This is a genomic window from Pandoraea sp. 64-18 (assembly GCF_001899225.1).
GTDB classification, from domain to species: Bacteria; Pseudomonadota; Gammaproteobacteria; order Burkholderiales; family Burkholderiaceae; genus Pandoraea; species Pandoraea cepalis.
In genome coordinates this window covers 16,338-41,991 of sequence record NZ_MKVU01000008.1, presented here as the reverse complement: position 1 = coordinate 41,991, position 25,654 = coordinate 16,338, and the positions used below count along the sequence as shown (strand labels likewise).

General features: G+C 65.5%; 21 protein-coding genes. 7 read left to right on the top strand and 14 right to left on the bottom strand.

Features of this window, described 5'->3' with window-relative positions:
* Positions 1-7 precede the first annotated feature (7 nt).
* From BGP02_RS07255 to ypfJ, 4 genes are all read right to left on the bottom strand, one after another.
* Complete coding sequence (locus BGP02_RS07255) at positions 8-1,123, bottom strand: glycosyltransferase family 2 protein (protein ID WP_286798280.1); 1,116 nt, start codon at positions 1,121-1,123, stop codon at positions 8-10.
* Between the two features lie 5 nt (positions 1,124-1,128).
* Entirely contained in the window at positions 1,129-2,460 is a 1,332-nt protein-coding gene (locus BGP02_RS07250) for a glycosyltransferase family 87 protein (RefSeq protein ID WP_286798279.1), read from the bottom strand.
* Positions 2,461-2,841: 381 nt separating this feature from the next.
* On the bottom strand, positions 2,842-3,936 hold the full coding sequence (gene ychF / locus BGP02_RS07245; RefSeq protein ID WP_017234661.1) for a redox-regulated ATPase YchF: 1,095 nt from the start codon (positions 3,934-3,936) through the stop codon (positions 2,842-2,844).
* A gap of 189 nt (positions 3,937-4,125) precedes the next feature.
* Complete coding sequence (ypfJ, locus tag BGP02_RS07240; protein ID WP_017234662.1) at positions 4,126-4,995, bottom strand: KPN_02809 family neutral zinc metallopeptidase; 870 nt, start codon at positions 4,993-4,995, stop codon at positions 4,126-4,128.
* 189 nt (positions 4,996-5,184) lie between these two features.
* Between ypfJ and BGP02_RS07235 the strand changes: the two genes are divergently transcribed.
* The 3 genes from BGP02_RS07235 (at position 5,185) to BGP02_RS07225 (ending at position 9,111) form a co-directional block, all read left to right on the top strand.
* On the top strand, positions 5,185-6,372 hold the full coding sequence (locus BGP02_RS07235; RefSeq protein WP_261939680.1) for a UbiH/UbiF family hydroxylase: 1,188 nt from the start codon (positions 5,185-5,187) through the stop codon (positions 6,370-6,372).
* 99 nt (positions 6,373-6,471) lie between these two features.
* Positions 6,472-7,236: a DsbC family protein gene (locus BGP02_RS07230; protein WP_017234664.1), complete on the top strand. Its 765-nt coding sequence runs from the start codon at positions 6,472-6,474 to the stop codon at positions 7,234-7,236.
* Between the two features lie 60 nt (positions 7,237-7,296).
* Positions 7,297-9,111 carry a M61 family metallopeptidase gene (locus BGP02_RS07225; protein ID WP_286798278.1) on the top strand — a complete coding sequence of 605 codons (1,815 nt, stop codon included), beginning with the start codon at positions 7,297-7,299 and terminating at the stop codon, positions 9,109-9,111.
* A 13-nt stretch (positions 9,112-9,124) separates the two neighbouring features.
* Here BGP02_RS07225 and BGP02_RS07220 read toward each other — a convergent pair whose 3' ends face one another.
* On the bottom strand, positions 9,125-10,063 hold the full coding sequence (locus BGP02_RS07220) for a LysR family transcriptional regulator (protein WP_198288709.1): 939 nt from the start codon (positions 10,061-10,063) through the stop codon (positions 9,125-9,127).
* 211 nt (positions 10,064-10,274) lie between these two features.
* On the opposite strand from BGP02_RS07220, the gene BGP02_RS07215 reads away from it, so the two are divergent.
* Complete coding sequence (locus BGP02_RS07215; protein WP_017234667.1) at positions 10,275-10,874, top strand: FMN-dependent NADH-azoreductase; 600 nt, start codon at positions 10,275-10,277, stop codon at positions 10,872-10,874.
* A 64-nt stretch (positions 10,875-10,938) separates the two neighbouring features.
* Positions 10,939-11,859, top strand: a complete 921-nt coding sequence (locus BGP02_RS07210) for a pirin family protein (protein ID WP_286798277.1) — start codon at positions 10,939-10,941, stop codon at positions 11,857-11,859.
* Positions 11,860-11,876: 17 nt separating this feature from the next.
* Here the strand turns inward: BGP02_RS07210 and BGP02_RS07205 are convergent, their stop codons facing one another.
* The 7 genes from BGP02_RS07205 to dsbD all read right to left on the bottom strand — a co-directional run bounded on the left by BGP02_RS07205 (position 11,877) and on the right by dsbD (position 19,352).
* The gene (locus tag BGP02_RS07205; protein WP_286798276.1) at positions 11,877-12,872 is read right to left on the bottom strand and encodes a uracil-DNA glycosylase; all 996 of its coding nucleotides are present in this window, start codon (positions 12,870-12,872) and stop codon (positions 11,877-11,879) included.
* A 67-nt stretch (positions 12,873-12,939) separates the two neighbouring features.
* Positions 12,940-13,635 carry a CYTH domain-containing protein gene (locus BGP02_RS07200; RefSeq protein ID WP_017234670.1) on the bottom strand — a complete coding sequence of 232 codons (696 nt, stop codon included), beginning with the start codon at positions 13,633-13,635 and terminating at the stop codon, positions 12,940-12,942.
* Between the two features lie 66 nt (positions 13,636-13,701).
* Positions 13,702-14,514: an indole-3-glycerol phosphate synthase TrpC gene (gene trpC / locus BGP02_RS07195; RefSeq protein WP_017234671.1), complete on the bottom strand. Its 813-nt coding sequence runs from the start codon at positions 14,512-14,514 to the stop codon at positions 13,702-13,704.
* A gap of 116 nt (positions 14,515-14,630) precedes the next feature.
* Positions 14,631-15,659, bottom strand: coding sequence for an anthranilate phosphoribosyltransferase (gene trpD / locus BGP02_RS07190; protein ID WP_017234672.1), 1,029 nt, complete (start codon positions 15,657-15,659; stop codon positions 14,631-14,633).
* Between the two features lie 62 nt (positions 15,660-15,721).
* Complete coding sequence (locus BGP02_RS07185; protein ID WP_286798275.1) at positions 15,722-16,309, bottom strand: anthranilate synthase component II; 588 nt, start codon at positions 16,307-16,309, stop codon at positions 15,722-15,724.
* A gap of 368 nt (positions 16,310-16,677) precedes the next feature.
* A complete protein-coding gene (locus tag BGP02_RS07180) occupies positions 16,678-17,511 on the bottom strand; it encodes a TlpA disulfide reductase family protein (protein WP_286798274.1) in 834 nt (277 codons plus the stop codon).
* Entirely contained in the window at positions 17,508-19,352 is a 1,845-nt protein-coding gene (gene dsbD / locus BGP02_RS07175) for a protein-disulfide reductase DsbD (protein ID WP_286798273.1), read from the bottom strand. Before dsbD ends, BGP02_RS07180 begins: the two co-directional genes overlap by 4 nt.
* 203 nt (positions 19,353-19,555) lie before the next feature.
* On the opposite strand from dsbD, the gene BGP02_RS07170 reads away from it, so the two are divergent.
* The gene (locus BGP02_RS07170) at positions 19,556-20,221 is read left to right on the top strand and encodes a response regulator (protein WP_286798272.1); all 666 of its coding nucleotides are present in this window, start codon (positions 19,556-19,558) and stop codon (positions 20,219-20,221) included.
* The gene (locus BGP02_RS07165) at positions 20,218-21,627 is read left to right on the top strand and encodes an ATP-binding protein (protein ID WP_268566958.1); all 1,410 of its coding nucleotides are present in this window, start codon (positions 20,218-20,220) and stop codon (positions 21,625-21,627) included. The genes BGP02_RS07170 and BGP02_RS07165 overlap by 4 nt, the downstream gene beginning before the upstream one ends.
* Before the next feature lie 38 nt (positions 21,628-21,665).
* Here BGP02_RS07165 and BGP02_RS07160 read toward each other — a convergent pair whose 3' ends face one another.
* Both BGP02_RS07160 and rbbA read right to left on the bottom strand, forming a co-directional pair.
* On the bottom strand, positions 21,666-22,856 hold the full coding sequence (locus BGP02_RS07160; protein ID WP_286798271.1) for an ABC transporter permease: 1,191 nt from the start codon (positions 22,854-22,856) through the stop codon (positions 21,666-21,668).
* A complete protein-coding gene (gene rbbA, locus BGP02_RS07155; RefSeq protein WP_083902347.1) occupies positions 22,856-25,651 on the bottom strand; it encodes a ribosome-associated ATPase/putative transporter RbbA in 2,796 nt (931 codons plus the stop codon). The genes BGP02_RS07160 and rbbA overlap by 1 nt, the downstream gene beginning before the upstream one ends.
* Positions 25,652-25,654 lie beyond the last annotated feature (3 nt).

Sequence of the window (25,654 nt, the reverse complement as noted above, 5' to 3'; positions counted from 1 at the left end):
TGCCGCCTCAACGCGCGACAACACGTCGTGCACGCGAGGCAGACGACTGGCCGGCCTTGAGTCGTGCGCCGAACGGCTTGCGCGCCGTCGGCATGCGGGGGCTCGATGGGTGCAACGGCGCGCGTGACGGCAGTTGGCTCACCTTCGCGCTCGACGGGTAGCGGCGTCGCACCAGATACAGCGGCCGTCCTTTCGCTTCGTAGTAAATCCGGCCAACGTACTCTCCGATCACCCCGATACCGACAAGCTGAATGCCGCCGAGGAACAGCGTGCCGACGAGCAGCGAGGCGTAGCCGGGCACGTCGATGCCATGAATGAGCGTGCGCAGCACGATAAAGCCGCCGTAAGCGAGCGAGACGAGCGCGAGCGAGACGCCGAGATACGTCCAGCAGCGCAGCGGCACGGTGCTGAAGCTGGTAATGCCTTCAAGCGCGAAATTCCACAGGCGCCAGCCAGAGAACTTCGACTCGCCCGCGCGGCGCGGCGCGCGCACGTACTCCACGATTTCCGTCTGAAAGCCGACCCAGGCGAACAGCCCCTTCATGAACCGGCGGCGTTCGGGCAACTGCTTGAGCGCGGACACGACGCGTCGATCGATCAGGCGGAAATCGCCAACGTTCTCGGGCAGCTTCACTTCCGAGAGGCGATTGTGAATGCGATAGTAGAGTCCCGCCGCAACTCGTTTGGTGACGCGGTCGCTCGCGCGATTCGTGCGCTTGGCGAGCACGACTTCCGCGCCATTGCGCCAGCGCTCGATCATTACGGGAATGAGTGCCGGCGGATCCTGAAGGTCGGCGTCGATGGGGATGACGCCATCGCCACGCGCTTCCTCGATGCCCGCGCTCAGCGCCGCTTCCTTGCCGAAGTTGCGCGTGAAGTCGATCACGCGGATGCGCGCGTCGGCGCGGCGAAGGGCGAGCAGGGTGCCAAGCGTGTCGTCGGTGCTGCCGTCGTTCACGCAGACGATTTCGAAACGCACGTCCGCGACGGCATCGAGCACCGGGGCCAAGGCGCGGTAGAACGTGTCGAGCACCGGGGCTTCGTTGTGACAGGGCACGACGAGCGACACAAGCGGCGTTCGCTGCGCGACGGACGACTGACGACTCTCGGTGGCGCGGGGCATGGCGATTACCTCGTGGGTGCGGGCGCGGTGGCCGACGCGCGGCGATCGGCGAAGGCAGGGTCGACGGCGTGCGGGGGGACAGCGACATGGGACACGGCGGGTACGTCGGACATTTCCGGCACGTGAGCGAGTCGGCGACGGCGGCGCCACAGCATGGCGAGCGTGGCGAGCGTGATGAGCGGCATGAACTGAAACCCGAGGGGCGGCACGCCGATCAGACCGAACGCGGGGGTGAGCCACAGCACGACGAGCCATTCGCGCTCCCCGCGCAGCCAGCCGCGCGCGATGCCGTCGCGCACATACCAGGCGATGACGAGCGAGAGCATCGCGAGATCGTAGTCGTAGAGATAGGGGCTGACCAGCGTGGTGGCGCACACGAGCGTGGCGGCGCGCAGTGCGAAGGCCGCCGGACGCCGCCAGACGTCGATCATTGCCGCCACGGCGCCAAGCGCCACGCCAGCATGGACGATGGCGGCCAGCGTGACGGGTGCGCCCAGCATGCGTGCCATCACGAAAAACGTCGGCATGCGGGCAAGTCGCGCCTCGCCGTCGACGAGGCTTTGGCGTGCCAACGCCGTCGCGTGCAGGAACGTCGGATAGACGTCGAGACCGAAGACCACGCCGGCGAGCAGGGTGCTTCCGATGCCCACAGCGATGCATGCGGCCAGCGCGCGCCACTCGCGAGCACAGAGAAACGCGAGCGGAAAGAGCAGGGCGACGTGCGGCTTGACGAAGAGCAATCCGGCGAGCGCGCCCGCCCATGCGGGACGCTTGCGCAGCAAGAGCAGTGAGAAGCCTGCGAGGGCGGTGGTGTAGAGCGCGATCTGTCCGGCGGCGATCACGAGCAGCACGCCGGGAAAGCTCATGGTGGGCAGACGGGCGTCGCGCCAGGGGGCCGTGCGTCGCAGTGCGGCGTAGTACAGGCCGAAGCCGATGCAGGCATACGCGGCGTACGCGTAAGAGAAGGGCAGCAGCGCGACCGGCGCGAGCAGAATCATCATCACGGGCGGGTAAAGCCAGGGCATGATGCCGCCCAGCTTTGCCGTCCATGGCTGGGCGGCCATCTGTGCACTCGTCATCAGATCGACGTTGTAGGCGTCGAGCGGATGCCCGTGGAGCACGAAGTAGGACGCTCCCCAGAATGGCAGGAAGTCGAGGCCGATGGGGCCGAGCTTCGGGGGCACGACGAAAAAATGCTGATAGGACCAGATGGCGAACACAGCGAGGGTGACGAACAGGCCTGCACCGCTATAGAGGCGGATGCGGGCGCGGTCGTCGGACCAATGCCGGCGCTCGGACGACGCCACTTCATCGACGGCCGACGGCTTCGATGCCATGCATGAACCTCCCGGTGGGCGCATGAAAACGGCGATGCTCGATTACGGAGACTGCTTTGTCGGGCGTGCGGTGCGGCCGCCTGCGCCAAGCAGGCGATGTGCCTGATTGCGACTATCGACGCATTGCACGCGACGGAAAACACGACGCCATATTAGACGAGACGGTCTCCGAACGGATCAAAATTCCAGCGTGTCGCGACGACGGCGCTACAGCACGTCGTCCGATGCTGGATTCTCACGGGGGCGACGTCGGGGCAAGCGGTTTGCCAAGCGGTGTCGGGCGGGGGAGGTGGCTCGGTGAATCCTCCGCATTTCATCCCTCAGAAACAAAACACCCCGGCGCGATGGCCGGGGTGCTCGTTGTCTTGGTCGACGATCGCGTCAGACGTTGAACAAGAAGTTCATGACATCGCCGTCGTGAACAACGTACTCCTTGCCTTCGGCGCGCATCTTGCCGGCTTCCTTCGCGCCTTGCTCGCCCTTGTACTGGATGAAATCGTCGAAGGCGATGGTTTGCGCGCGGATGAAGCCGCGTTCGAAGTCGGTGTGGATCACGCCAGCGGCCTGCGGGGCCGTATCGCCCACATGGATCGTCCAGGCGCGCACTTCCTTCACCCCTGCGGTGAAGTATGTCTGCAGACCCAGGAGCTTGAAGCCCGCGCGGATCACGCGATCCAGGCCCGGCTCGTCCATGCCCATGTCGGCCAGGAATTCCGCCTTGTCGGCGTCTTCCATATCCCCAATCTCTGCCTCGATGGCCGCACACACCGCCACCACCGGCGCATTCTCGCTTTCCGCGTACTTGCGCACCGCTTCCAGATGCGGATTGTTCTCGAAGCCGTCGTCCTTCACGTTGGCGACATACATCGTCGGCTTGGCCGTAATCAGGCAGAACGGCTTGATCAGCGCCAGCTCGTCATCCGACAGCTTGATCGAGCGCACGGGACGCGCTTCGTTGAGCACCGGCACCACCTTTTCCAGTACCGCCACGAGCTTGGCGGCTTCCTTGTCGTTGCCCGACTTGGCCGCCTTCGAGTAGCGTTGCAGCGCCTTTTCCGTCGTGGCCAGATCCGCCAGCGCCAGTTCCGTGTTGATGACTTCGATGTCCGAAATCGGATTCACCTTGCCGGCCACGTGGATGACGTTTTCGTCCTCGAAGCAGCGCACAACGTGCGTGATGGCGTCCGTCTCACGGATGTTGGCCAAGAACTGGTTGCCCAGCCCTTCACCCTTGGACGCGCCCGCCACCAAGCCGGCAATGTCAACGAACTCGACCGTCGCCGGCATGATCCGCTCGGGCTTGACGATCTCGGCCAGCTTGCCCAGACGCGGGTCGGGCACCTCCACCACGCCGACGTTCGGCTCGATGGTGCAAAACGGATAGTTCTCGGCAGCGATGCCCGCTTTGGTCAGCGCGTTGAAAAGGGTCGACTTGCCGACGTTGGGCAAGCCGACGATGCCGCATTTGAGGCTCATGCTAAATCCTGTCTAATCCGATAAATGCGCCGACAAATGCCCCGGGGGTGCGCCGGGTGGCGCCGTGGAATGCGCCGGTGATTGCGTCGCGGAAAGTCCGCTATTGTACCCGTTCTGCCGCTAACGGCGCCTCGGGTGCCTAGGGTAATGAGGGTGCCGGCGTCGCGACGACCCCCGCCCATGCCGTACTCAACTCAGCGACTTCGCCGAGAACGTATCGCACTTGCGCATGTCGCCGTACTGCAACCCCTGGCGCAGCCAATACACGCGTTGCGCGCTCGTCCCGTGCGTGAACGACTCCGGCACCACGCGGCCTTGCGCCTGCTGCTGCAGCCGGTCGTCGCCGATCGCCGACGCGGTCTTCAACCCCTGCTCGACGTCGCCCGGCTCCAGCAACTGCTGATTCGCCTTCTCGGCATTGTTCGCCCAGACGCCGGCAAAGCAGTCGGCCTGCAGCTCCAGGCGCACCGACAACGCATTGGCCTGCGCTTCGCTCATGCGGCGCCGCGCCTCGTCGAACTTCTCGGAAATGCCCAGCAGATTCTGGATGTGATGGCCCACTTCGTGCGCGATCACATACGCCTGCGCGAAATCGCCTCCCGCGCCGAAGCGCTGACGCAATTCGTCATAGAAGGCGAGATCGATGTAGACCTTGCTGTCGCCCGGGCAGTAAAACGGCCCCATCGCTGTTTGACCGGTGCCGCATGCCGTGGGCGTTGCGCCAGAGAACAACACCAGTTTCGGTGGCACGTATTGACGGTTCACTTGCTGCGGGAACACCGTTCCCCAGGTGCGCTCGATGTTACCGAGCACCTTGCGGGTGAAGACGGTCTTCGGATCGTGAGCCGGCGTGGTGTTCGGCGCGGACTGGGGCTGTGACGATGTCTGCCCCTGAAGCATCTGCGAGCCCTGGATGATGACGCGCGGGTCGATGCCGAAGAAATACGAGGCGGCCAGCGCCACCACGATCGTGCCGATGCCGAGCGTGGTGCGTCCCCCGAAACCGCCGCCCCGTCGATCTTCGACGTTGTCGCTTTCGGATTCGTTGTCGAGGCGCATTGGAGGACTCCCTGTCTGATAATCGGTATGCGCGCAAGTATAGCGCCGGGCTGTGGCACGCGACGCTGTGCCACAGCCGCCCCCGGGGCGACCGGGCGTCGCTTGCGCGGCAGGCGTGCGACAATACGCCATCTCGTTTTCTGAACCAGCCGGCTCGCGCGATTCAGGCGCTGGCGCTGCATTCGCCGCATGTCTCTAACGCAAACCTCCAGCCAAACGCACGATGTCGTCGTCGTCGGTGGCGGTCTGGTCGGCAAGGCCGCCGCCCTGCTGCTCTCGCAGGCGCGCCTGTCCGTCGCACTGCTCGCCCAGCCGGCCGTAGCCGCCCCCGCCCCGGGCGACCTGTGGGACGCCCGCATCTATTCGCTCTCGTCCAGCTCGCAAGCCCTCTTCGAGCGCATGCGCGTATGGCAGGCCGTCGATCCCGCGCGCATCAATCCGGTCTACGACATGGAAGTCTTTGGCGACGAGCGCGGCAGCCTGCATTTCTCGGCGTACCAGGCCGCCGTGCCGCAACTCGCCTGGATCGCCGAATCGTCGAATCTCGAGCGCGCGCTCGACGCCGCCCTGCGCTTCTCCCCGCAAGTGCATTGGCTCGACGCCCGGGCCGAGGCGCTCGAAGTCGACGCCGCCGCGGCCTCGGTGCGTCTGTCGGACGGCAAGGCCCTGCGCGCGTCGCTCGTGGTGGGGGCCGACGGCGCCCACTCGTGGGTGCGCAGTACCGCCGGGCTGGACGGTTCGGTGCGTCCCTACGAACAACTCGGCGTGGTGTGTAATTTCCGCGCGGAGCGCGCGCACCGCGACACCGCATTTCAATGGTTCCACGACGGAGAGATCATCGCGCTGCTGCCGCTGCCCGACCAGCACGTCTCGCTGGTCTGGTCCGCCGCTCATGATCATGCCCAGGCGTTGCTCGCGCTTGATCCCAAAGCGCTGGCCGAACGCGTCGGCACCTTCTCGAACGTTGAACTCGGCCACCTCACGCCGGTCTCATCGCGCGCCCAGGGTTTCCCGCTCGTGCTGGCGCAGGCCAAACGCCTGATCGCGCCGCGCGTGGCGCTGGTGGGCGACGCGGCGCACGTCGTGCACCCGCTCGCGGGCCAGGGCATGAACCTCGGTTTGCGCGACGTGGCGGCGCTCGGCGACGCGCTCGCCGAGCGCGAATCGTTCCGCGATTGCGGCGATGCGGCGGTATTGCGTCGCTACGAGCGCGCTCGCAAGGAAGACATCGGCAGCATGGCGCTCACCACGGACGGCCTGCACAAGCTGTTCGCCACGCACAGCCCGCTGGTCAGGTTTGTGCGCAACGCCGGGCTCGACTGCGTGAACGTGCTGCCTTTCGTCAAGAAATTCCTGATCGGCCGCGCGCTGGGCTGACCCCTCGGGGCGCCTATGCCGGGCCATGTCACCTAATTCCGGTCGATACCGGGCGTGTCCGGACGCGCCTCTCGCTCGACACACTTCTGGAGATACTCGATGTTGAAACGTTATCGCGCTGCGGCGCTCGCAGCGCTCGGTCTGGCGACAATTTGCGCCGCGACTGTCACGACGTTCGCCGTCGCGCAGAGCAAGTCCGACGCGGCCCTCGACCGCGTGAAGGCTGCCGTGCAAAAGACGCTCGGTGCCGAGGCCCCCGTCAAGTCGGTGGCACGTACGCCCATCCCCGGACTCTTTGAGGTGGCCGTTGGCGGCGACATCCTCTATGCCGACGAGAAGGCGAAATACGTGATTGTCGGCGGTAACCTCGTCGATACGAAAACGCGTCAGAACCTGACGGAAGCGCGTCAGTCGGAACTGAACAAGATCGACTTCGCCAAGCTGCCGCTCGATCGCGCCATCAAGTACGTGAAGGGCAACGGCAGCCGCAAGGTCGCCGTGTTCTCGGATCCGAACTGCCCGTACTGCAAGCGCTTCGAGGAAACGCTCAAGACGTCGAAGCTCGACAACATCACCGTCTACACCTTCCTGTACCCGGTGCTCGGCCCCGACTCGGACGCCAAGTCGAAGGCGATCTGGTGCGCCCCCAATCCACTCACCGCGTGGCATGACTGGATGCTCGACAAGAAGGCGCCGCCGACCCCCTCGGCCAAGTGCGACGACACCGCGGTGGTGCAGAACGTGGCGCTGGGGCATCAGTTCAACGTGACCGGAACGCCGACGATCATACTGTCCGACGGCCGCCGTCTGCCGGGCGCCGTGCCCGCGGAAGCCCTGGAAAAGGCGCTCGCCACGGTCAAGTAACCGTCCATTCGCCAGTCTGGCCAACGCCCGACCGTTCCGACAACAAGAAGCCGCCACCTCATGAAAGCCACGTCTGCCCAGCCTGCCATCCGGTATGCGATCGTTCCGAAGTCGCCTGCCGCGCATCTGTTCGAAGTGACCGTCACGGTCTCGAATCCCGCCCCCGAAGGGCAGCGTTTCTCGCTGCCCGCGTGGATTCCGGGCAGCTATATGGTGCGCGAGTTTGCCCGCAATATCGTGACGATCGGGGCGACGTGCCGCGGCCGCAAGGTGGCGCTCGACAAGCTGGACAAGCACACGTGGCAAGCGGCGCCGTGCAAGGGCACGCTGATCGTGACCTACGAGGTTTACGCATGGGATCTGTCGGTGCGCGCCGCGCATCTCGACGACACGCATGGCTTCTTCAACGGCACCAGCGTGTTCCTGCGCGTCGAAGGCCAGGAACAGGCGCCGTGCGAAGTCGACGTGCTGCGCGCGCGTGGCGCGGCGTTCAAGGCGTGGCGCGTCGCGACCGCACTCGCGCCGGCCGAAGGCACGGCGGCGCTCGACTTCGGGCGCTATCTGGCCGCCGACTACGACGAGTTGATCGACTCGCCGGTCGAAATGGGGACCTTCGTGCATGGCACGTTCAAGGCTTGCGGCGTGACGCACGAAGTCGCCATTACCGGACCGGTGCCGAACCTCGATCTCGATCGGTTGCTGCGCGACATGAAGAGGATCTGCGAAGCGCAGATCCGTTTGTTCGAGCCGGGCGCGAGTTCGCGCTCGCGCGTGCCGATGTCCCGCTACGTCTTCCTGCTCATGACGGTCGGCGAGGGGTACGGCGGTCTGGAGCACCGTGCATCCACGGCGCTGCTCGCGAGTCGCAACGATCTGCCGGTGCAGGGACAGGCGCGCATGAGCGAAGCCTATCGGGGCTTTCTCGGCCTGGTGAGCCACGAATACTTCCACACGTGGAACGTCAAGCGCATCAAACCGGCCGTGTTCGCCCCGTACGTGCTCGATCGGGAAGTCTATACGCGGCTGCTTTGGCTGTTCGAAGGCTTTACGTCCTATTACGACGATCTGATGCTCGTGCGCAGCGGCGTGATTCCGCCTGCCGATTACTACGAACTCGTCGCCAAGGCGGTGGCGGGTGTGCTGCGTGGCAGCGGCCGTCTCAAGCAGACCGTGGCCGAGAGTTCGTTCGATGCCTGGACGAAGTACTACCGCCAGGACGAGAACGCACCGAACGCCATCGTCAGCTATTACACGAAGGGGTCGCTGGTCGCGCTCGCGCTCGATCTGACGATTCGTTCGAAGACGCGCGGACAGAAGTCGCTCGACGACATCATGCGTGCGCTGTGGCAACGCTTTGGCCGCGACTTCTATCGCGGCGCGCCCGTGGGTATCGACGAAGACGCCGTGCAGCCGTTCTTCGAGGACGTCTCGGGACTCGACCTGTCGGAATTCTTCGCCACCGCCATTCACGGCACGCGCGATCTGCCAATCAAGACGCTGCTCGAACGCGTCGGACTCACGCTGGAACCGGTCAAGGCCGAGGACGGCCGTCCTGCATTGGGGGTGAAGACGGCAAAGCGCGGCGACGACCTTACGCTTTCGCAGGTGCTCGACGGGGGCGCGGCGCAAGCGGCCGGATTGTCGGCGGGCGATGTGCTGGTCGCCATCGACGGTCTGCGCGTCACGCAGGCCAATCTCGACAAGCTGCTCGACCGATATCGCCCGGGCGACCGGGTGACGGTCCACGCGTTCCGCCGCGACGCCCTGCGCGAGACCGCGCTCACGCTCGACGCGCCGGAGATTTCGAAATACCGCATCGCCGAGACGCGCGATCGCGCCGCGGCACAGCGTCGTGACAAGTGGCTGTCGGCCTGAGCGGCCGAGCGCTTTATCCTAGCGCCGGGCCCGGCACGCGCGGGTCCCGGTTTTCCTCCGGGCACGACTTGGCAACCGCGAGCATGTGCTCGATGAAGACCTGTGTCTTGCGCGGGAGGAAGCGTCGCGACGGCGTGACCAGATGCACCGGACTGGACGGTAACGACCACTCGGGCAGCACCTTGATGAGACGGCCGGTGCGCAACGCATCCTCGGCCAGGATATCCGTCAGGGCGGCGATGCCGCTGCCCGCCACCGTCATTTCCTTGACCATCCCCATGCTGTTGACCTGAATCGCCCCGTGCATGGTGATGTCGGCGCGCTGACGTCCCTTGTGCAGCGTGTCCGAGTTGAACAGACGCCGCGCGCCTTGCAGGATCACGAAGCGATGGCCCGCCAGCTCGTCGGGCGTGGCGGGCAACCCCGTCGCACTCAGATACAGCGGGCTGGCATACAGACTGCGTGTGAGCGCGAGGAGGGGGCGCGCCACCAGGGTGGAGTCGGAGAGTTGTCCGGCGCGGATGGCGACGTCGATGCGCTCGGCGATCAGATCGACCTGTCGCGAACTCAGATCCACATCGACCGTAATCTCGGGATAGGCCGCGCAGAACGTGGCAAGCGGCACCGCCAGCCACTGCGCCGCAAAGTCGCCGGGCGCCGTGATGCGAAGCCGTCCGCGCGGCTTGCTCGAGAGCTGCGAGGCGAAATCTCGCGTCTCTTCCACTTCCTCGAGAATCGGCAGGCAACGCTCGTAATAGGCCTCGCCGACTTCGGTCAGCTCCAGCCGCCGTGTGGTCTTGTGCAGCAACTTCGTGCCAAGGCGCATCTCCAGTCGCGACAGACGCCGACTCACCGTTGCCTTGGGCAGATCGAGCCGCTCGCCGGCCCGGGTGATGCTGCCCGAACGCACGACCTCGGCGAAGATCAGCATGTCATTCAGATCGTCAATCATCGCGCGCTCCTCGGTGATGCGGCCATCCAGCAAGGGGAAAGGGATGGCGCGCATTGTTCCAAAATAGGAACAAACAATTCGATTTTACCGGCTTGTTTCATTTTTGTGGGTAACTAGAATTCATACCAAGCCGACGCGCCATTCACGGCCATCCCGAGACGGGGCCCAGCGCGAACGGATTTTCGAACCCCCAGGCTCAGGAGCCAGAGACATGACCACGATTCTCCAAATCAATTCCGCCGCCCGCTCGCAAGGTGCCAACTCGACCACGCTCGCCAACGAATCTGTGGCGCAACTGGTTGCGAAGCACGCGGGTGCCAAGGTTGTCGTGCGCGACCTGCTGGCCGATGGCGTACCGCATCTGGACGAAGCCGTCATCGGCGCGTTTTTCACGCCGGAAGACCAACGCTCGGCCGAACAAAACGCCATCATCGCCCGCAGCGACGAACTGATTGCCGAGATTCAGGCGGCCGACTACGTGGTGTTCGGCGTGCCGCTGTACAACTTCCAAGTGCCGTCGCAACTGAAGGCGTACTTCGACTGGATCGCCCGTGCCCGCGTGACTTTCCGCTATCGTGAAGACGGCACCGTGGAAGGGCTCATCCAGGGCAAGAAGGTGATCGTGGCATTCGCCCGCGGCGGCAACTACAAGGACACGCCGGCCGACAGCCAGACGCCGTACCTCAAGACGATTCTCGGCTTCCTCGGCATGACGGACGTAACGTTCATCTTCGCGGAAGGTCTGGCTCGCGGTCCGGAATCGGCCGCTGCCGGGTTCGCGAATGCTCGCGAAGCCATCGCCGCGCTCTAAGCCCCCGGGGCGACGCTGCTGATTGCGTTGCCACGGCTGTTCTCCCGCACGCGCAGGTACCTCCATGGCCCATCCGACGCCTTTGCATCCGCGTCAGACGAAGCGACCGGCGGCTCATGCCGACGCGAGCGCCATCCCGCGCGTGCTTCCCGTCACCCGACCCGCCCGTTGTGCCGCGGCGGCGGGGGCGGGTGTTTTCGATCAGGTCGCCGAGACGGATCCGTTTTTGTCGATCGATCTCTTCCGCCGTCATGGCGCGTGCATACCGCCACATCCGCATGCCGGATGCGCGGTGGCGACCTACCTGTTCCCCGAGTCGACGACATCGCTGCGCTGCCGCCACGCCCATCAGGGCGACGACAGGCTGCGTGCCGGCGACCTGCTATGGCTCGAAGCCAACTGCGGCACCGTGCATGAGGACGCTCCCGAGAACGCCCATGGCACGGCGCGCGGCCTGCGGATGATCGTGAGCCGTGCCGGCCGCCATGCGCACGGCGCACCCGTGCAGACCGTAGTCCGCGCCGATGCCATGTCGCATTGGCGTGAAGGCGCCGTCGATCTGAGTTTGATCTGCGGGCAGTGGGGCGAGCGTCATGTCGCCCATGCCGCCGGTATGGAAGGTGAGCGCACGACGCTGCTACAGCTCGACTGGCGCGAAGACGAATTGCGCACCTTGACGATCCCTTGCGACGGCCGTCGGTGGGTCGCCTTGATTGCGCAGGGCGAGGTGGCGCTGGCCCATCACACGTTACGGGCGGAAGGCGGCGGCGCGCAGGCGGTGTTGCTGCCACCCGGTGCGTGGCAACTGGCCGGGCGCACCGGGGCGCGGCTCATGCTCGCCGGTGGCGACCCGCTCGCTGAACCCGTCGTCTATCGCGGCAACTTCGCAGCGCGCGACGAGAGCGATCTCGTCGCGCTCACGCGACGCTATCAACAAGGCGCGATGGGCACACTAACGCCCATCACCGAATCATCGCGCGACTGAGTCTCCCCGCATGGCCCTTACGCCGGCAGGCGCCAGTCGATGGGCGTTTTGCCGTGCTGTTCGAGGAAGGTATTGGCGGCGCTGAAGTGGCCGCAGCCCAGGAAGCCGCGATGCGCCGAGAGCGGCGAGGGGTGGGGGGCTTCAAGCAGTAGATGATCGTGGCCGGCAAGCAGCGGCGCCTTGGCCTGTGCATGGCTGCCCCACAGCAGGAACACCAGCGGCCCTTGCCGGGCGGCCAGCCCCTTGAGCAACGTGTCGGTGCAGGCTTGCCATCCCCCCTTCTTGAACGGCTTCGCGTGACTCGCCGCGTTGCCCGCTTCCACGGTCAGCGTCGTGTTGAGCAACAGCACACCCTGCTTCGCCCAGGCATCGAGATTGCCGTGCGGCGGCGCAACGATCCCCAGATCGCGCTCGATTTCCTTGTAGATGTTTCTCAGCGACGGCGGCACGCGCACACCGCGCTGCACGGAAAACGCCAGACCGTGCGCCTGCGCGATGCCTTGATCGTCACCGTGATAGGGGTCCTGCCCGAGGATCACGACCTTCACGTCCGAGGGCGAGGTCATGCGCAGCGCGTGAAAGATGTCCGCTGGGTAGACCGTCTTGCCGGCGGCGACTTCGGCGTCGACGTAACGGCACAGTGGCGCGTACGCCTCGCTTTCGACGAACGGCGCGACCAGTGTCTGCCAGTCGTGGGGCAACGCGGCGAACTGATCCTCGATGCGCCCCTTGAGCGGGCCGGCGGCGTCAGCGCTCGCGGCAACCGACTGGGCGATTGCTGTGACCGGCGTCGATGCAGACCTCACCGGCGCGCCCGCTTTCGGCGGACGACCGCGTCGACGCGGTGACGGCGCGGCGGAAACGGTGGGAGCAGCGACACCAGCGACATCGGCGGGTGGCTGCGGCGAAGCCGCCGTGTCGTTCGTTCGTGCCACTGGCGCCGGGTCGTCGAACAGCGAGCGTTGCCGTTCATCGGCAGGCGATGGGGATGCCGCGCGTGAGCGTGAGGTCATGCGATGAGTCGGTTGAGTGGACTTGGGAGAGTGACGCGTGCATCGTGCGCGTGTCCGCGCGCGACGCTCAGCGACTGAGCACCTTTTGCCGCAGACGATACCCGCGCTGCGCCTTGCTCACATTGTCGCTCTGCAATTCGGGCAGTACGTCGCGCAATTCCTGCGCGAGCGCGTGCAGAATGCGTTCGCCTTGACCCTCGCGGTCGTCTTCCGGAGCGTCGAGCAATTCCAGTTCGACTTCCACGAGCGGCTCAGTGTGGCGTTTGCCGCCGGCCTCAACCGCGACTTCGCCCCGGTCAAAGGCGATCTCGACCGCCGTGCCGTCCCCTGCGATATAGCGCCACAGGCGTCGCACGAAATTCGTTTCGAACTGGGCGACGACATTCGCCCCCTCGGCGCGCAGCAAATCCGCCGTGCCGGGCACGTCGCAAGCGGCGATCAGCGGCGCGAGTTCGAGCGCTTCGCCCCGCACCGCCTGCTCCCACTCGTGACGCACATGCAGTCCATCGCGGGCCTCACCCACCGACTTGAGCGTTTGCAGCCATTGTCCGGGGTGGCCGTCGCGCGCTACGAAACGCAACCGCAGCGCGGCCTTCGCTTGCGCGAGCGCCAGCGCGGGCGTATCGAAATAGCGATTGACGAGATGCCGCTCCCCGCGGGCTTCTGCCCCGGGCAAACGGTCGAGATGGGAAATCAGCGCGTCGGCGCGCTCGGCTGACAGGTCGCCCGGGAGGGCCAGTTTGAGTTCGCGTTCGATGGCCATCGGGGCCGCTCCTGTGAGGGGGGGGACGCCGCGCCACCGATCGCTCGCGTGGCGCGTGGCAGGGGATCAGCGGGGCATGTCGAACAGCGTGGCGAGGGCTTCACCCGGGTCGGGCGCGCGCATGAAGGCTTCGCCGACGAGGAAGGCATTGACGCCCGCTGCACGCATGCGCGTCACGTCGTCGCGCGACAGGATACCCGACTCCGTTACGACCACGCGATCGTCCGGAATGTGTTTCAACAGTCCGAGCGTGGTATCGAGCGACACTTCGAAGGTGTGGAGGTTGCGATTGTTGATGCCCAGCAACGGCGTGCTCAGTTCGAGCCCGGCGTCCAGTTCATGGCCGTTGTGCACTTCGACGAGCACCGCCATGCCCAGCGCGTGGGCTTGCGCTTCCAGATCGCGCATATGGGCGAGCTCCAGCGCCGCGGCGATGAGCAGAATGCAGTCGGCGCCCATCTCGCGCGCTTCATACACCTGGTAGGCGTCGATCATGAAGTCCTTGCGCAGCACCGGCAGATCGCACGCGGCGCGCGCGGCCTTCAGATACTCGGGCGAGCCCTGGAAGAACTGCACATCGGTGAGCACCGACAGGCAGGCCGCACCGCCTTTCTGATACGACTCGGCAATCTCCGGCGGGACGAAATGCTCGCGAATCACGCCCTTCGACGGGCTGGCTTTCTTGATCTCGGCGATTACGCCGGGCAGTCCGCCGTCGAGCTTGGTGCGCACCGCCCCCACGAAATCGCGCGTGCGCAGCGCGCTGTCGGCGACGGTGGCTTCGGCGTCGCGGCGCAGGCTCGCGAGGTCACGCACGCGCTTCGCAGCGGCGACTTCTTCAGCCTTGACGGCCAGGATCTTGTCGAGAACGGTAGACATATCGATGGATGACTCGGGGGCTACTGAATGTGACGGGCGTCATCGAAAAAGATGCCCGTCGTAATCGAAATCGGGAGGGGCCGACGGGGTACCGTTGGCGGTACCGGCGTCACGCCTTATCCCTTGAATCGCTGCGTGAAGGCGACGAACTCGTCGAGCTTCGCACGCGCCGCGCCGCTGGCGATGGATTCGCGCGCCAGTTGGATACCTTCGCCAATCGACGCCGCACGGTTGGCGGCATACAGCGCGGTACCGGCATTGAGCGCGACAATCTCGCGCGCGGTGCCCGGCTTGTTGTCGAGTGCTTCGATCAACATCGTCTTTGATTCGTCGGCGCTGCCGACCTTCAGGCCGCGATTGCTCACCATTTGCAGGCCGAAGTCCTCGGGATGAATCTCGTACTCGGTGACCTTGCCGTCCTTCAACTCGCCCACCAGCGTGGCGGCGCCCAGCGACACTTCGTCCATGCCGTCCTTGCCGTAGACCACGAGCACGTGTTCGGCGCCCAGACGCTGCATCACGCGTACCTGGATACCGACCAGATCGGGGTGGAATACGCCCATCAACTGGTTCGGCGCACCGGCCGGATTGGTGAGCGGCCCGAGAATATTGAAGATCGTGCGTACGCCCATTTCCTTGCGCACGGCCGCCACGTTCTTCATCGCCGGATGATGGTTCGGCGCGAACATGAAGCCGATGCCGACTTCGCGCAGACACTCGGCGACCTGCTCGGGCGAGAGCATGATGTTCACGCCCAGGGCCTCGAGCACGTCGGCGCTGCCCGACTTGGAACTCACGCCGCGGTTGCCGTGCTTGGCGACCTTGGCGCCCGCGCCTGCTGCCACGAACATCGACGCGGTGGAGATATTGAACGTATGCGACACATCGCCGCCGGTGCCCACGATATCGACGAAATGCTCGCCGGGGGGGGCGTCGACATGGTTGGCGAACTCGCGCATCACTTGCGCGGCTGCGGCGATCTCACCGATGGTTTCCTTCTTCACGCGCAGGCCGGTGATGATGGCCGCGCACATGACCGGGGAAATCTCGCCCTTCATGATGAGACGCATCAGGTGCAGCATCTCGTCGTGGAAAATTTCACGGTGCTCGATGGTGCGCTGCAGGGCTTCTTGCGGGGTAATCATGGCTTGCTCTCTCGTCGGTCGGATCGGCTCGGGTGGCTCGGGTGGCACGCTCGGGGCGGCGCTCATGCAGCCTGCGCCGCGCGCGGTGCGGCTTGCAGGAAATTGCGCAGCACGTCGTGGCCGTGCTCCGACAGAATCGATTCGGGGTGGAACTGCACGCCTTCGACATCGAGCGTCTTGTGACGCACGCCCATGATCTCGCCGTCGTCCGTCCAGGCGGTGACTTCGAGGCAGTCGGGCAGCGATGCGCGCTCGATGGCCAGCGAGTGATAACGCGTGACGGTAAAGCGCTTGGGCAAATTCGCGAACACGCCTTGTTGCGTGGTCTCGATCTCGCTCACCTTGCCGTGCATGATCTGCTTGGCGCGTACGACCTTGCCGCCGAACGCTTCGCCAATCGCCTGATGACCGAGGCAGACGCCGAGAATCGGAATCTCGCCGGCGAAGCGCTTGAGCACGTCGAGCGTGATGCCCGCGTTGGCCGGACAGCTCGGACCCGGCGAGAGGCAGATGCGCTCGGGGGCGAGTTCGGCGATGGCGTCGAGCGTGATTTCGTCGTTGCGAAAGACCCGCACGTCTTCGCCCAATTCACCGAAGTATTGGACGATGTTGTAAGTAAACGAGTCGTAGTTGTCGATCATCAGCAGCATGATGGTCCCTGTTCGTCGGGTGACAAAGGATTGTCGAACGCATGAGATTTGCGAATTCCCCCTGAGCGTGCCCCCACGTTGAGTTCGCGATCCGCGGGGGAGGGCGCTATGGGGATGAGATAGACGTGGCGGGTTACCGCCACCAGCGCAGGGCGGCGGTCAGAGGCGACCAGAGGAGGGGGGAAGACTGATACGACATCATAGTGACGAGGATTGTAGCAGTATCTGCGGGGTGTCGTGGGCGGGGCGTCGCAAAAAGCAGTCGATCGACGGGTTTCTCGCGAGATCGAGCCATTTTTCGCAAGAATGTACGTGCCGCAGCGGCGGTCGTTCGACGATTCTGCGACGCCCGGGCCAGGGTTGTTCGCCTAGGGGGCCGGCGGCGCCGGAGCTCGATGAAGGCGGCGTTGCAGCGTGTCGCGCAGACGCGCCGCCGTCAGTTCGCCCAAATGCGCTTCGACCAGACGGCCCTGCGTATCGTAGAACAGCGTGGTGGGCAGTGCGCGCGCGCTCGCTGCCTGCATGGCTTGCGATGCGGGATCAAGCAGCAGGTGGTTGAATTCCAGCCCTTGCGATTGCACGAATGCTTCGACCGTATGCGCGGCTTCGCCCTGATTGATCATCAGGAACGTCACGTCGGGATAGTCCGCTTGGGCCTTCTCCAGTACGGGCATTTCGCGACGGCACGGTGGGCACCAACTTGCCCACAGATTGATCACGACGGGGCGGCCACGATAGGCGTCGAGCGCCACGGGCCGGCCGTCGATTGTCGCGAGCGTCAGCGGCGGCAGCGGCGGTGCGGTGCGCTGCAGGGCGCCCAGCCCAACCTGTGCGGCGCCCCAGAGTGCCACGCCCGCGACGAAGCCGCATAGCATCGGGCGACGCGCTGACGCATCACGGCGCACACGCCACAGCGCCCAGCCCAGTGCGACGGGCAGTCCGACCCAAACCGTGAACCCGCCGTCGCCAATCGCGACAATGGACAGCGGGGCGGCGGCGTAGTCGGGCCACCAGCGCAGCACATAGGCGGCGCGCGCGGCGAGTAGGCCGATGAAGAGCGCGTCGAGCAGCAGGCTCGCCGCCGTGCGGCGTGCCGTGGCATCTGTGCCGCGCAGGAGGTAGCGCGCGACGAGCCAGGCCAGCAACGCCGCTGCGGCCACGGCGACCGTCGGTATGGAGAACGGGCCAAGGCTGCTGGTCATGCGTTCCCCGCTGCGTCGAGATGGCGCAGGAAGCTGCGCGCATCCAGCTCGCCGACCATGCGTTGCGCGCGCACCTCCTGACCGTTCGCATCGATGAGAATGAGCGTGGGCGGACCGAGCACCCCCCACCGTTTCATCAGAGCCCGATCGATCGCGTCGTTCTTCGTCACGTCCGGGCGTAGCACTTGCATCGTCGCCAGGCGAGCCGCGACCTCCGGATCGCCGAACACATTGCGCTCGATGACATGGCAGCTCACGCACCAGTCGGCGTAGAAGTCGATCAACGTCCATTGCCCCTTCGCGACCGCCTGAGCAATGCGCGCATCGACATCCTCGGCAGACTTGACGCCGATGTAGTTCAATCGCGTGCCACTCTGCGCAGCCGCGCCATGCGTGACTGACGCGTTCGCCCGTGCGAGAGGACTGAGTACCGCGTCGCTGCCAGACGCGGCGCCCACGAGCATGAGTACGGACCAGATGCCGGCCAACGACGACGCGAACAACAGCGTCCATCCTGCCGACTGGCCGCGTAGCGTCCATGCCCACGCGCCGAGCCCGACAGCGAGACCGAGGCCGAGCGCGCCCCACAGCATCAGGCTGACGCTGCCGGGAAGGAAGCGGCTCAGCATCAGAATGGCCATGCCCGTCATGACATAGGCGAACGCGATTCGCACGCGGACCATCCACGCTCCCGGACGCGGCAGAATCCGCGAGCCGAACAGCGCGATGGCCAGCAACGGCAGTCCCATGCCGACACCCAGTGCAAACAGCGCGAAGCCGCCCATCCACGCGTTGCCCGTCTGACCGATATAGAGCAAGGCGCCGGCCAGCGGGGCCGTCATGCAGGGGCCGACGAGCAGCGCCGAGAGCAGGCCGAGTGCGGCCGCACCGACGAGGCTGCCGCCGGGGCGCGGCTGCCCGGGGGCGTTGAGTCGATTCGTCACGAACGCCGGCAGACGCAGCTCGAACAGACCGAACAACGACGCAGCCAGTACCAGGAAGAGCCCCGCGAAGGCGCCGAGCAGCCAGGGTGATTGCAACGTCGCCTGCAAGTTCGCGCCGGCCAAGCCCGCCGCGACGCCCACCGACGCATACGTCAGCGCCATCGCCAACACGTACGACAGCGAGAGTGCGAGCGCGCGCAACGGCGCCGGACGATTGCCCACGATCATCGTCGAGACGATGGGGATCATCGGCAGCGTGCACGGCGTGAAGGCCAGCAGCAAGCCGAAGCCGAAGAACAGCAGCGTGCCGGTGATGGGGCCCAGCGAGGCGAGTCGTTGCGCTGCAGCCTGGTCCTGTGCGAGAGGCGCAGCGTTATCGGCGGCGCGCGTCGCTGGGATATCAGGGGGAGTCGGCATCCGGGAGGTGCCGAAGGCAACCGGACTGGCCGAGGTGGGCGGGTTCGCCGGGATGGCTGCGCCTGAGGCCATCCCGGCGGGCAAGGCGATCGTCATCGTTTGCGGGGGATAGCAGATGCCGGCGTCGGCGCAGCCCTGCCAGTGCAGCGTTACCGGACCGGGTGTCGTTGCGGGCAGATGCATGCGCAACGCATCGCCGGTATAGATCTCCGTCTCGCCGAAGAACTCATCGGTGTGTGTCGACCCTGCCGAGAGCGTCAGCGCCACGGGGCTGCCCGACGCATCCTCAGCACGCAGCGAATGACGGTAAACGTAGTAATCCTTGGCAATCTGGCCGACGACTTCGAACCGGCCGTCAACGTGGCTGACCGGGGCAAGCGTCAGCACCTGAGACGCTTCCAGGAATTTCGGCGTGATCTGCCAGGGCAAGGCATCGGCGGTGCGCGTCCAGCCGATCGCACCGAGAAAAATCACAAACATGAAAAAAGCGCGACGTAGCAAATCTGTTCTCCCGCGGAAATCCCTAAGCAGGCAAGAGTGTGGCCTACGCCGATTAACCGAGAGTTAACGAGCGCTAACGCTTGGGCCGGGTGTGGTGGATAAGCCGACACCCGCGGGATCGCCGTCCAATTCATTACGCAAAGTACGTAACATGGCGCGATATTCACAAGAGGTGCGGAATCGTGCGAGTGCTGTTGGTGGAAGACGACGACTTGATTGCGAGCGGCATTGTCGCGGGGCTGAACGCGCTGGGAATCGCGGTCGAGCATGCGGCGTGTGGTGCGGCGGCGGTGGCGGCACATGCGGAGAACACGTTCGATGCGCTGGTGCTCGATCTGGGATTGCCCGATGGCGATGGCCTCGGCGTTCTGTCGGAGATTCGCGCGATGGAGCGCGACGTGCCCGTCCTGATCCTGACGGCGCGCGACGGCATCGAGCACCGCATTGCCGGCTTGAATCGCGGGGGTGACGACTACATGGTCAAGCCGTTCGACCTGCGTGAGTTGGCGGCGCGACTGCATGCGTTGATTCGCCGGGTGCAGGGGCGTGCGGCCCCGATCATCGAGGCCGGGCCGCTGCGGCTGGAGCCGGCGAGCGGACTGGCGTGGCTTGATGGCGAGCCGGTCGAACTCTCGCGCAAGGAAGTCGACTTGCTGGCGCATCTGGCGAGCTGTCGAGGCCGGTGGCTCACGCCCGACATGTTGAACGAGCGGCTGTATGGGTTGACCGACCGACTGGGCAGCAATGCGTTGAACGTACACATTCACAACGTGCGTCGAAAATTGGGGGGCGGGGTCATTCAGACGGCGCGGGGCCTGGGCTACCGATTGGGATGGGCGTTGTCATGAGTCTTCGTTTGCGTGCGGTGTTGATCGCCGGCGTGGCGCTTGTCGTGCTCTGGGCTGCGGTGGCGGGGTGGATGATGCGAGGGGTGCAAGCCAATCTTGACCGGACACTCGACGAGCGCCTTGCGATGTCGGCCCGGATGGTGTCGGGACTGTTGGCGCGGGCTGCGCTGTCGCCGCTTGCCCCGGGCGTTGGCAACGCCGACTGGGGCGACGTCATTCGTGTGGGCAGCGACGATGGGATTGCATGCGAGATCCGGTCGGTGCATGGTGCGGTGCTGGCGCGCACCGAGGGCGGGCCACAGTCGGCCGAGCGGTCATTGCCGCTGGGTTTGAGCACCATGGTGTTCGAAGGCAAGCGTTGGCGCATCTACGTGTTGCAGGACGAACGCGGGTATCAGGTGATGACGGCCGACGGGCTCGACAAGCGGGCCGCGCTCACGGGTGCGTTGCTGCGAGCCGTGGGAGTGCCGTTCATGATTGCGGTGGTGGGTGGTTTGATGGCGTTGTGGGTCGGCATTGGACGCGGGTTGTTGCCGTTGGATGCGTTGCGATTGGCGTTGCGTCGCAAGCACGTCGACGACACGGCGCCCATCGACCTGGGGCGTGCGCCGACCGAGCTGCGCCCGGTCGTCTCGGCACTTAACGGGTGGCTGGACCGGCTGACCCAGGCGATGGCGTATCAGCGGGCGTTCACCGATGCGGCGGCACACGAATTGCGCACGCCTTTGACGGCGGTGGACACGCACTTGCAGGTGGCGGAGCTCACGCAGGGCGAGCCGGCCAGGCGGGCGTTGCATCAGGCGGGGGTGGGCGTGCGTCGCTTGCGGCATACGCTGGATCAGATGATGACGCTTGCGCGTGCGGAGGCGCCTGAGCATTCGCCGCAGGCGTGCAAGTCGGTGCGCGAGGTTTTGGAGGGCGTTCTTGCCGCGGGGGAGGAGACGGATCGGGGCCCCGTTCCGCTGCGAGTTGGGTCACTGTCTGAGTGGCGGAATGGGGCCCCGGTCCGTCGTGACGTACCTCGGATCGCATTCAGCATGTCGTGCGAAGACGGGGGCACACCGATCCCTCGTTCGATGCTTGGCACGGCGGTGCGCAATCTCGTGGATAACGCGTTGCGGTATTCCCCGGCGGAGTGTCCGATCGAAGTGACGGTAGGGATGGACGACCATCGTCGGCAGTACTGCATCGTGGTAGGAGACCGGGGTCCGGGCCTGGCGCCGGAGCAGGCGATGCGATTGGGCCAGCGTTTCTGGCGCGGCGATCAGGGTCGGCAGCAGGGTGAGGGGTCGGGTTTGGGGATTTCCATCGTGCAGGCCATCGCCTCGCGCTTTGGCGCCACGCTCGAGTTTGCGTCGCGCGATGGCGGGGGGTTGCTGGCGCGGCTGTACGTGCCCGTTGGCTGATGAGCGACCCATCGCACCTATCCCACCCATCGTACGCGTTAAGCCATCGAACTGAGCGTGCGACGAAACCGTCGCAGTGAGACGGCGAAGAGCACGGCGCCGATGAGCGCGAGCGCCATGAACTGCACCCACACCACGCCGATCCCGGCCCCTCGGAACAGGATCGCCTGACTCAGCTCGACGAAATGCGTGGTGGGCGCGGCCAGCATGATGTCCTTCACCAGCGGCGGCATGCTCTCGCGCGGCGTGTTCGCGCCCGAGAGCATTTCCAGTGGCAGCAGCACCAGAATCAGCAGCATGCCGAACTGCGGCATCGACCGCGCGAGCGTCGCAAGAAAAATCCCCATCGACGTGGTGGCGAACAGGTGCAGCGTTGCTCCCAGCAGGAACAGCGCCACCGACCCGCCGATCGGCACATGCAGCGCACCGCTCACGATCAGCCAAAGCGACATCGCGGCGGCGATCAGCACCACCAATCCCATCGACCAGATCTTCGCCGCCATGATTTCGGTCGGTGTCACCGGCATGACGAGCAAATGCTCGATCGTGCCGTGCTCGCGCTCGCGAATGAGGGCGGCGCCCGTGAGGATGATCGAGAGCATCGTGATGTTGTTGACGATCTCCATGAGCGCGCCGAACCACGCGCGCTCCAGCGTCGGGTTGAAGCGCACGCGCAACGCCAGATCGATCGGCAATGCGAGGTTCGATCGGTATCGCTGGAGGAACTCGCGCACCTCTGCCGAAACGATCTGCTGCACATAGCCGCTGCCGGTGAACGCCTGACTCATGCGCGTGGCGTCGACATTGAGCTGGACTTCGGCCGCACGTCCCGCCAGCACGTCGCGCTGAAAATTCGGCGGAATGTTCAACGCGAACGTGAACGCGCCTTCGTCCATGCCGCGATCGACGGCGTCCGCCGTAATCATGCGCGGCGGGGTGAACTGCGGCGGATAGAACGCCGAGACGATGCGCTGCGAGAGCGGTGAAGCGTCTTCGTCCACAATCGCGATCGGCGCAAGATGCAATGTGTCGGGCAGTGCTGTCGCTGCGGAATAGACCGATGCCGTGAACGTATAGACGATGAGCACCAGCATCGTCACATCGCGCGCCAGACTCCATAGCTCCTTGATGCCGAGCCGATAGATGTTCGCCAGATGCCGCGGCCACGGATGCGGGTTCTGCGGCGGTGCCTCGCGACGCGAGGCCGGCGGGAGCGTCGGGCCTGCCATCACCTCTCCTGTTTGTTGAGCAGCAGGATCGTGGAGCCGAGTACCACGGGCACGGCGATCAATAACGGCCAGAACGCGTTGCCGAGGTCGGCAAATCCGAGCGCCTTGTTGAACACGCCGCGGCTGATGATCAGCATGTAGGTCGACGGATAGATCTCGCCGATGATCCGGCCCGAGCCCTCCATCGAGGGCACCGGCGTGAGCATCCCGGAAAACTGGATCGCCGGAATCATGGTGCCGATCATCGTGAAGAACAGCGCCGCGATCTGGCTGCGGGTGAAAGTGGATGCCAGCAGGCCAATGCCCGTGGCGACGACATTGAAAATGAAGACGGCGCTCACGAGCGTCAGAAAGCTTCCCTTGATCGGCACGCCGAACAGCGTCACGGCGATGAGCGCCATGAGCAGGAAGTTCAGCATGGCAAGCGCGACGTACGGAATCTGCTTGCCGATCAGGAATTCCGTGCGGGTGACCGGTGTCACGTACAGGTTCAGGATCGAGCCGAGCTCCTTCTCCCGCACCACGGACAGGGCGGTAAGCATGGCAGGCAGCATCAGCAAGAGCAGCGGAATCACCGCCGGTACCATCGCGGGAAGGCTCTTCACGTCGGGGTTGTAGCGATATCGGATCTCGATGTCGAGCGACGACGTCGGACGCGCGCCGAGGCGGTGCAATGACTGATCCGCCAGCCAGGTCTGGTGCATCCCCTGCACGTAGCCCTGCACCGTCTCGGCGCGCATCGGCATCGCCCCGTCTATCCATGCGCCGATCTCGACCGCCTTGCCGCGTAACACGTCGCGAGCGAAGCCCGGCGGAATCTCGATGGCCAGCGCCAGGTCGCCTTCGCGCAGTCGCCGGTCCATATCGGCGTCGTCCTTGATGGGCGGTTGTTCGATGAAGTAGCGCGACCCCGCGATGTTGAGCGCGTAGTTCTGGCTCAACGTGGTCTGGTCGCGGTCGAGCACGGCGTAGCGCAAATCTTCCACGTCCATGCTGATACCGTAGCCCATCACCAGCATCAACACGAGCGAGCCCACCAGCGCAAGCGTGGCGCGCACCGGGTCGCGCTGCAGCTCCAGCGTCTCGCGCCAGAGATAGCTGAGCAGGCGGCCGAGCGAGAATGCCTTGTGCCGAGGGGGCGCCGTTTCGACGATGACAGATGATTCAGGCGGGGTGGACGTGTCAGGCGACGCTGGCGCCAGCGATGCGCCGCCACCTGCTTCCACGAGATACTCGATAAAGGCCTGCTCGAGCGTGGCCGCGCCCTTGTCGTGCGTGATCTTCGCGGGCGGATCGGACACGAGCACCTTGCCCGCGTGCATCAACGAGATGCGGTCGCAGCGCTCCGCCTCGTTCATGAAGTGCGTGGAGATGAAGATCGTCACGCGATCCCGGCGCGACAGTGCCACCAGCAGACGCCAGAAGTTGTCGCGCGCGATGGGATCGACGCCCGACGTCGGCTCATCGAGAATCAACAGTTCGGGCTTGTGCACCATCGCCACGGCGAGCGACAGGCGCTGACGCATGCCGAGCGCAAGGGTGTCGGGCAGTGCGCCCAGCACGTCTGCCAGACCGAAGCGACGTGCCATCTCGGCCACGCGTGCGCCGACCTCGGCCTCGGGCACATGGAACAGCCTGGCGTGCAGCACGAGGTTCTGATGCACCGTCAGCTCGGTATAGAGCGAGAACGCCTGCGACATGTAGCCCACGCGGCGGCGTGTGCCGATGTCCTTCGGATCGACTTCGTGACCGAAGAGCCAGGCCCGGCCGTCGCTCGCTTGCAGCAGGCCGGTGAGCAACTTCATCGTGGTGGTCTTGCCGCAACCGTTCGAGCCGAGGAAGCCGAAGATCTCGCCGCGACGAATGCGGAAGTCCACGTGATCGACCGCAACGAAATCGCCGAAGCGCATCGTGAGATCCTTGGCTTCGATGGCGATCTCCGTGTGTTCGTCGATCGGCAGCGGCGGAATCGCGACGGGCTCGTAGCCGCGCGTTTTCTCCGCAGGCAGCAGGTCGATGAACGCCGCTTCCAGGGTGTCTCGCCGCGTGTGCGCAAGCAACTCGGCGGGCGTGCCGGTCGCGAGCACCCTGCCCGCGTCCATGGCGACGAGCCAGTCGAAGCGCTGTGCCTCATCCATATACGCGGTGGCGACGATCACGCTCATCGTCGGTCGCGCGCGACGAATGCGCGCGATCAATTCCCAGAACTGAGCGCGCGCGAGCGGATCCACGCCGGTCGTGGGCTCGTCGAGCACCAGCAGATCGGGATCGTGAATCAGCGCGCAACACAGCCCCAGCTTCTGCTTCATGCCCCCCGAGAGCTTGCCCGCCGGCCGGTCGAGAAACGCATGCAGGCCGGTGCTGTGCGTGAGGTCATCGATGCGGCGGCGCCGCTCCGGGGCATCGTGACCGAAGAGCCGCGCGAAGAATTGCAGGTTCTCCTCGACGGAGAGCGTCGGATAAAGATTCTTGCCGAGTCCCTGCGGCATATAGGCGATGCGCGGACACACGCGGTCGCGATGCGCCTTGCTCGCCATGTCGCCGCCGAGCGCTTCGACGGTGCCCGCTTGCACCACCCGCGCACCCGCGATGAGCGACAGCAGGGTGGACTTGCCGACGCCGTCCGGACCGATCAGACCGACTATGCCATGGGCGGGGAGGTCCAGGCTGACGTTGTCCAACGCGACCGTCTTGCGGCCGTAACGCAGTGTCACGTCGGCGACGCGCACCACCGGCGGCAAGCGGCTGCCGGGCGGGGGCGATATCGAAGGCGAAGGTGGGGGCGGCACCGTCATGAT

What these genes read in the sequence shown, in the direction of transcription:
- trpD (WP_017234672.1), bottom strand. Translation starts at nt 15,659, where the DNA reads ATGATTACCCCGCAAGAAGCCCTGCAGCGCACCATCGAGCACCGTGAA.
- BGP02_RS07165 (WP_268566958.1), top strand. Translation starts at nt 20,218, where the DNA reads ATGAGTCTTCGTTTGCGTGCGGTGTTGATCGCCGGCGTGGCGCTTGTC.
- BGP02_RS07205 (WP_286798276.1), bottom strand. Translation starts at nt 12,872, where the DNA reads ATGACCTCACGCTCACGCGCGGCATCCCCATCGCCTGCCGATGAACGG.
- BGP02_RS07180 (WP_286798274.1), bottom strand. Translation starts at nt 17,511, where the DNA reads ATGACCAGCAGCCTTGGCCCGTTCTCCATACCGACGGTCGCCGTGGCC.
- BGP02_RS07200 (WP_017234670.1), bottom strand. Translation starts at nt 13,635, where the DNA reads ATGGCCATCGAACGCGAACTCAAACTGGCCCTCCCGGGCGACCTGTCA.
- rbbA (WP_083902347.1), bottom strand. Translation starts at nt 25,651, where the DNA reads ATGACGGTGCCGCCCCCACCTTCGCCTTCGATATCGCCCCCGCCCGGC.
- BGP02_RS07255 (WP_286798280.1), bottom strand. Translation starts at nt 1,123, where the DNA reads ATGCCCCGCGCCACCGAGAGTCGTCAGTCGTCCGTCGCGCAGCGAACG.
- BGP02_RS07250 (WP_286798279.1), bottom strand. Translation starts at nt 2,460, where the DNA reads ATGGCATCGAAGCCGTCGGCCGTCGATGAAGTGGCGTCGTCCGAGCGC.
- BGP02_RS07185 (WP_286798275.1), bottom strand. Translation starts at nt 16,309, where the DNA reads ATGCTGCTGATGATCGACAACTACGACTCGTTTACTTACAACATCGTC.
- dsbD (WP_286798273.1), bottom strand. Translation starts at nt 19,352, where the DNA reads ATGTTTGTGATTTTTCTCGGTGCGATCGGCTGGACGCGCACCGCCGAT.
- ypfJ (WP_017234662.1), bottom strand. Translation starts at nt 4,995, where the DNA reads ATGCGCCTCGACAACGAATCCGAAAGCGACAACGTCGAAGATCGACGG.
- BGP02_RS07225 (WP_286798278.1), top strand. Translation starts at nt 7,297, where the DNA reads ATGAAAGCCACGTCTGCCCAGCCTGCCATCCGGTATGCGATCGTTCCG.
- BGP02_RS07210 (WP_286798277.1), top strand. Translation starts at nt 10,939, where the DNA reads ATGGCCCATCCGACGCCTTTGCATCCGCGTCAGACGAAGCGACCGGCG.
- BGP02_RS07215 (WP_017234667.1), top strand. Translation starts at nt 10,275, where the DNA reads ATGACCACGATTCTCCAAATCAATTCCGCCGCCCGCTCGCAAGGTGCC.
- trpC (WP_017234671.1), bottom strand. Translation starts at nt 14,514, where the DNA reads ATGTCTACCGTTCTCGACAAGATCCTGGCCGTCAAGGCTGAAGAAGTC.
- BGP02_RS07160 (WP_286798271.1), bottom strand. Translation starts at nt 22,856, where the DNA reads ATGGCAGGCCCGACGCTCCCGCCGGCCTCGCGTCGCGAGGCACCGCCG.
- BGP02_RS07235 (WP_261939680.1), top strand. Translation starts at nt 5,185, where the DNA reads ATGTCTCTAACGCAAACCTCCAGCCAAACGCACGATGTCGTCGTCGTC.
- BGP02_RS07230 (WP_017234664.1), top strand. Translation starts at nt 6,472, where the DNA reads ATGTTGAAACGTTATCGCGCTGCGGCGCTCGCAGCGCTCGGTCTGGCG.
- ychF (WP_017234661.1), bottom strand. Translation starts at nt 3,936, where the DNA reads ATGAGCCTCAAATGCGGCATCGTCGGCTTGCCCAACGTCGGCAAGTCG.
- BGP02_RS07220 (WP_198288709.1), bottom strand. Translation starts at nt 10,063, where the DNA reads ATGATTGACGATCTGAATGACATGCTGATCTTCGCCGAGGTCGTGCGT.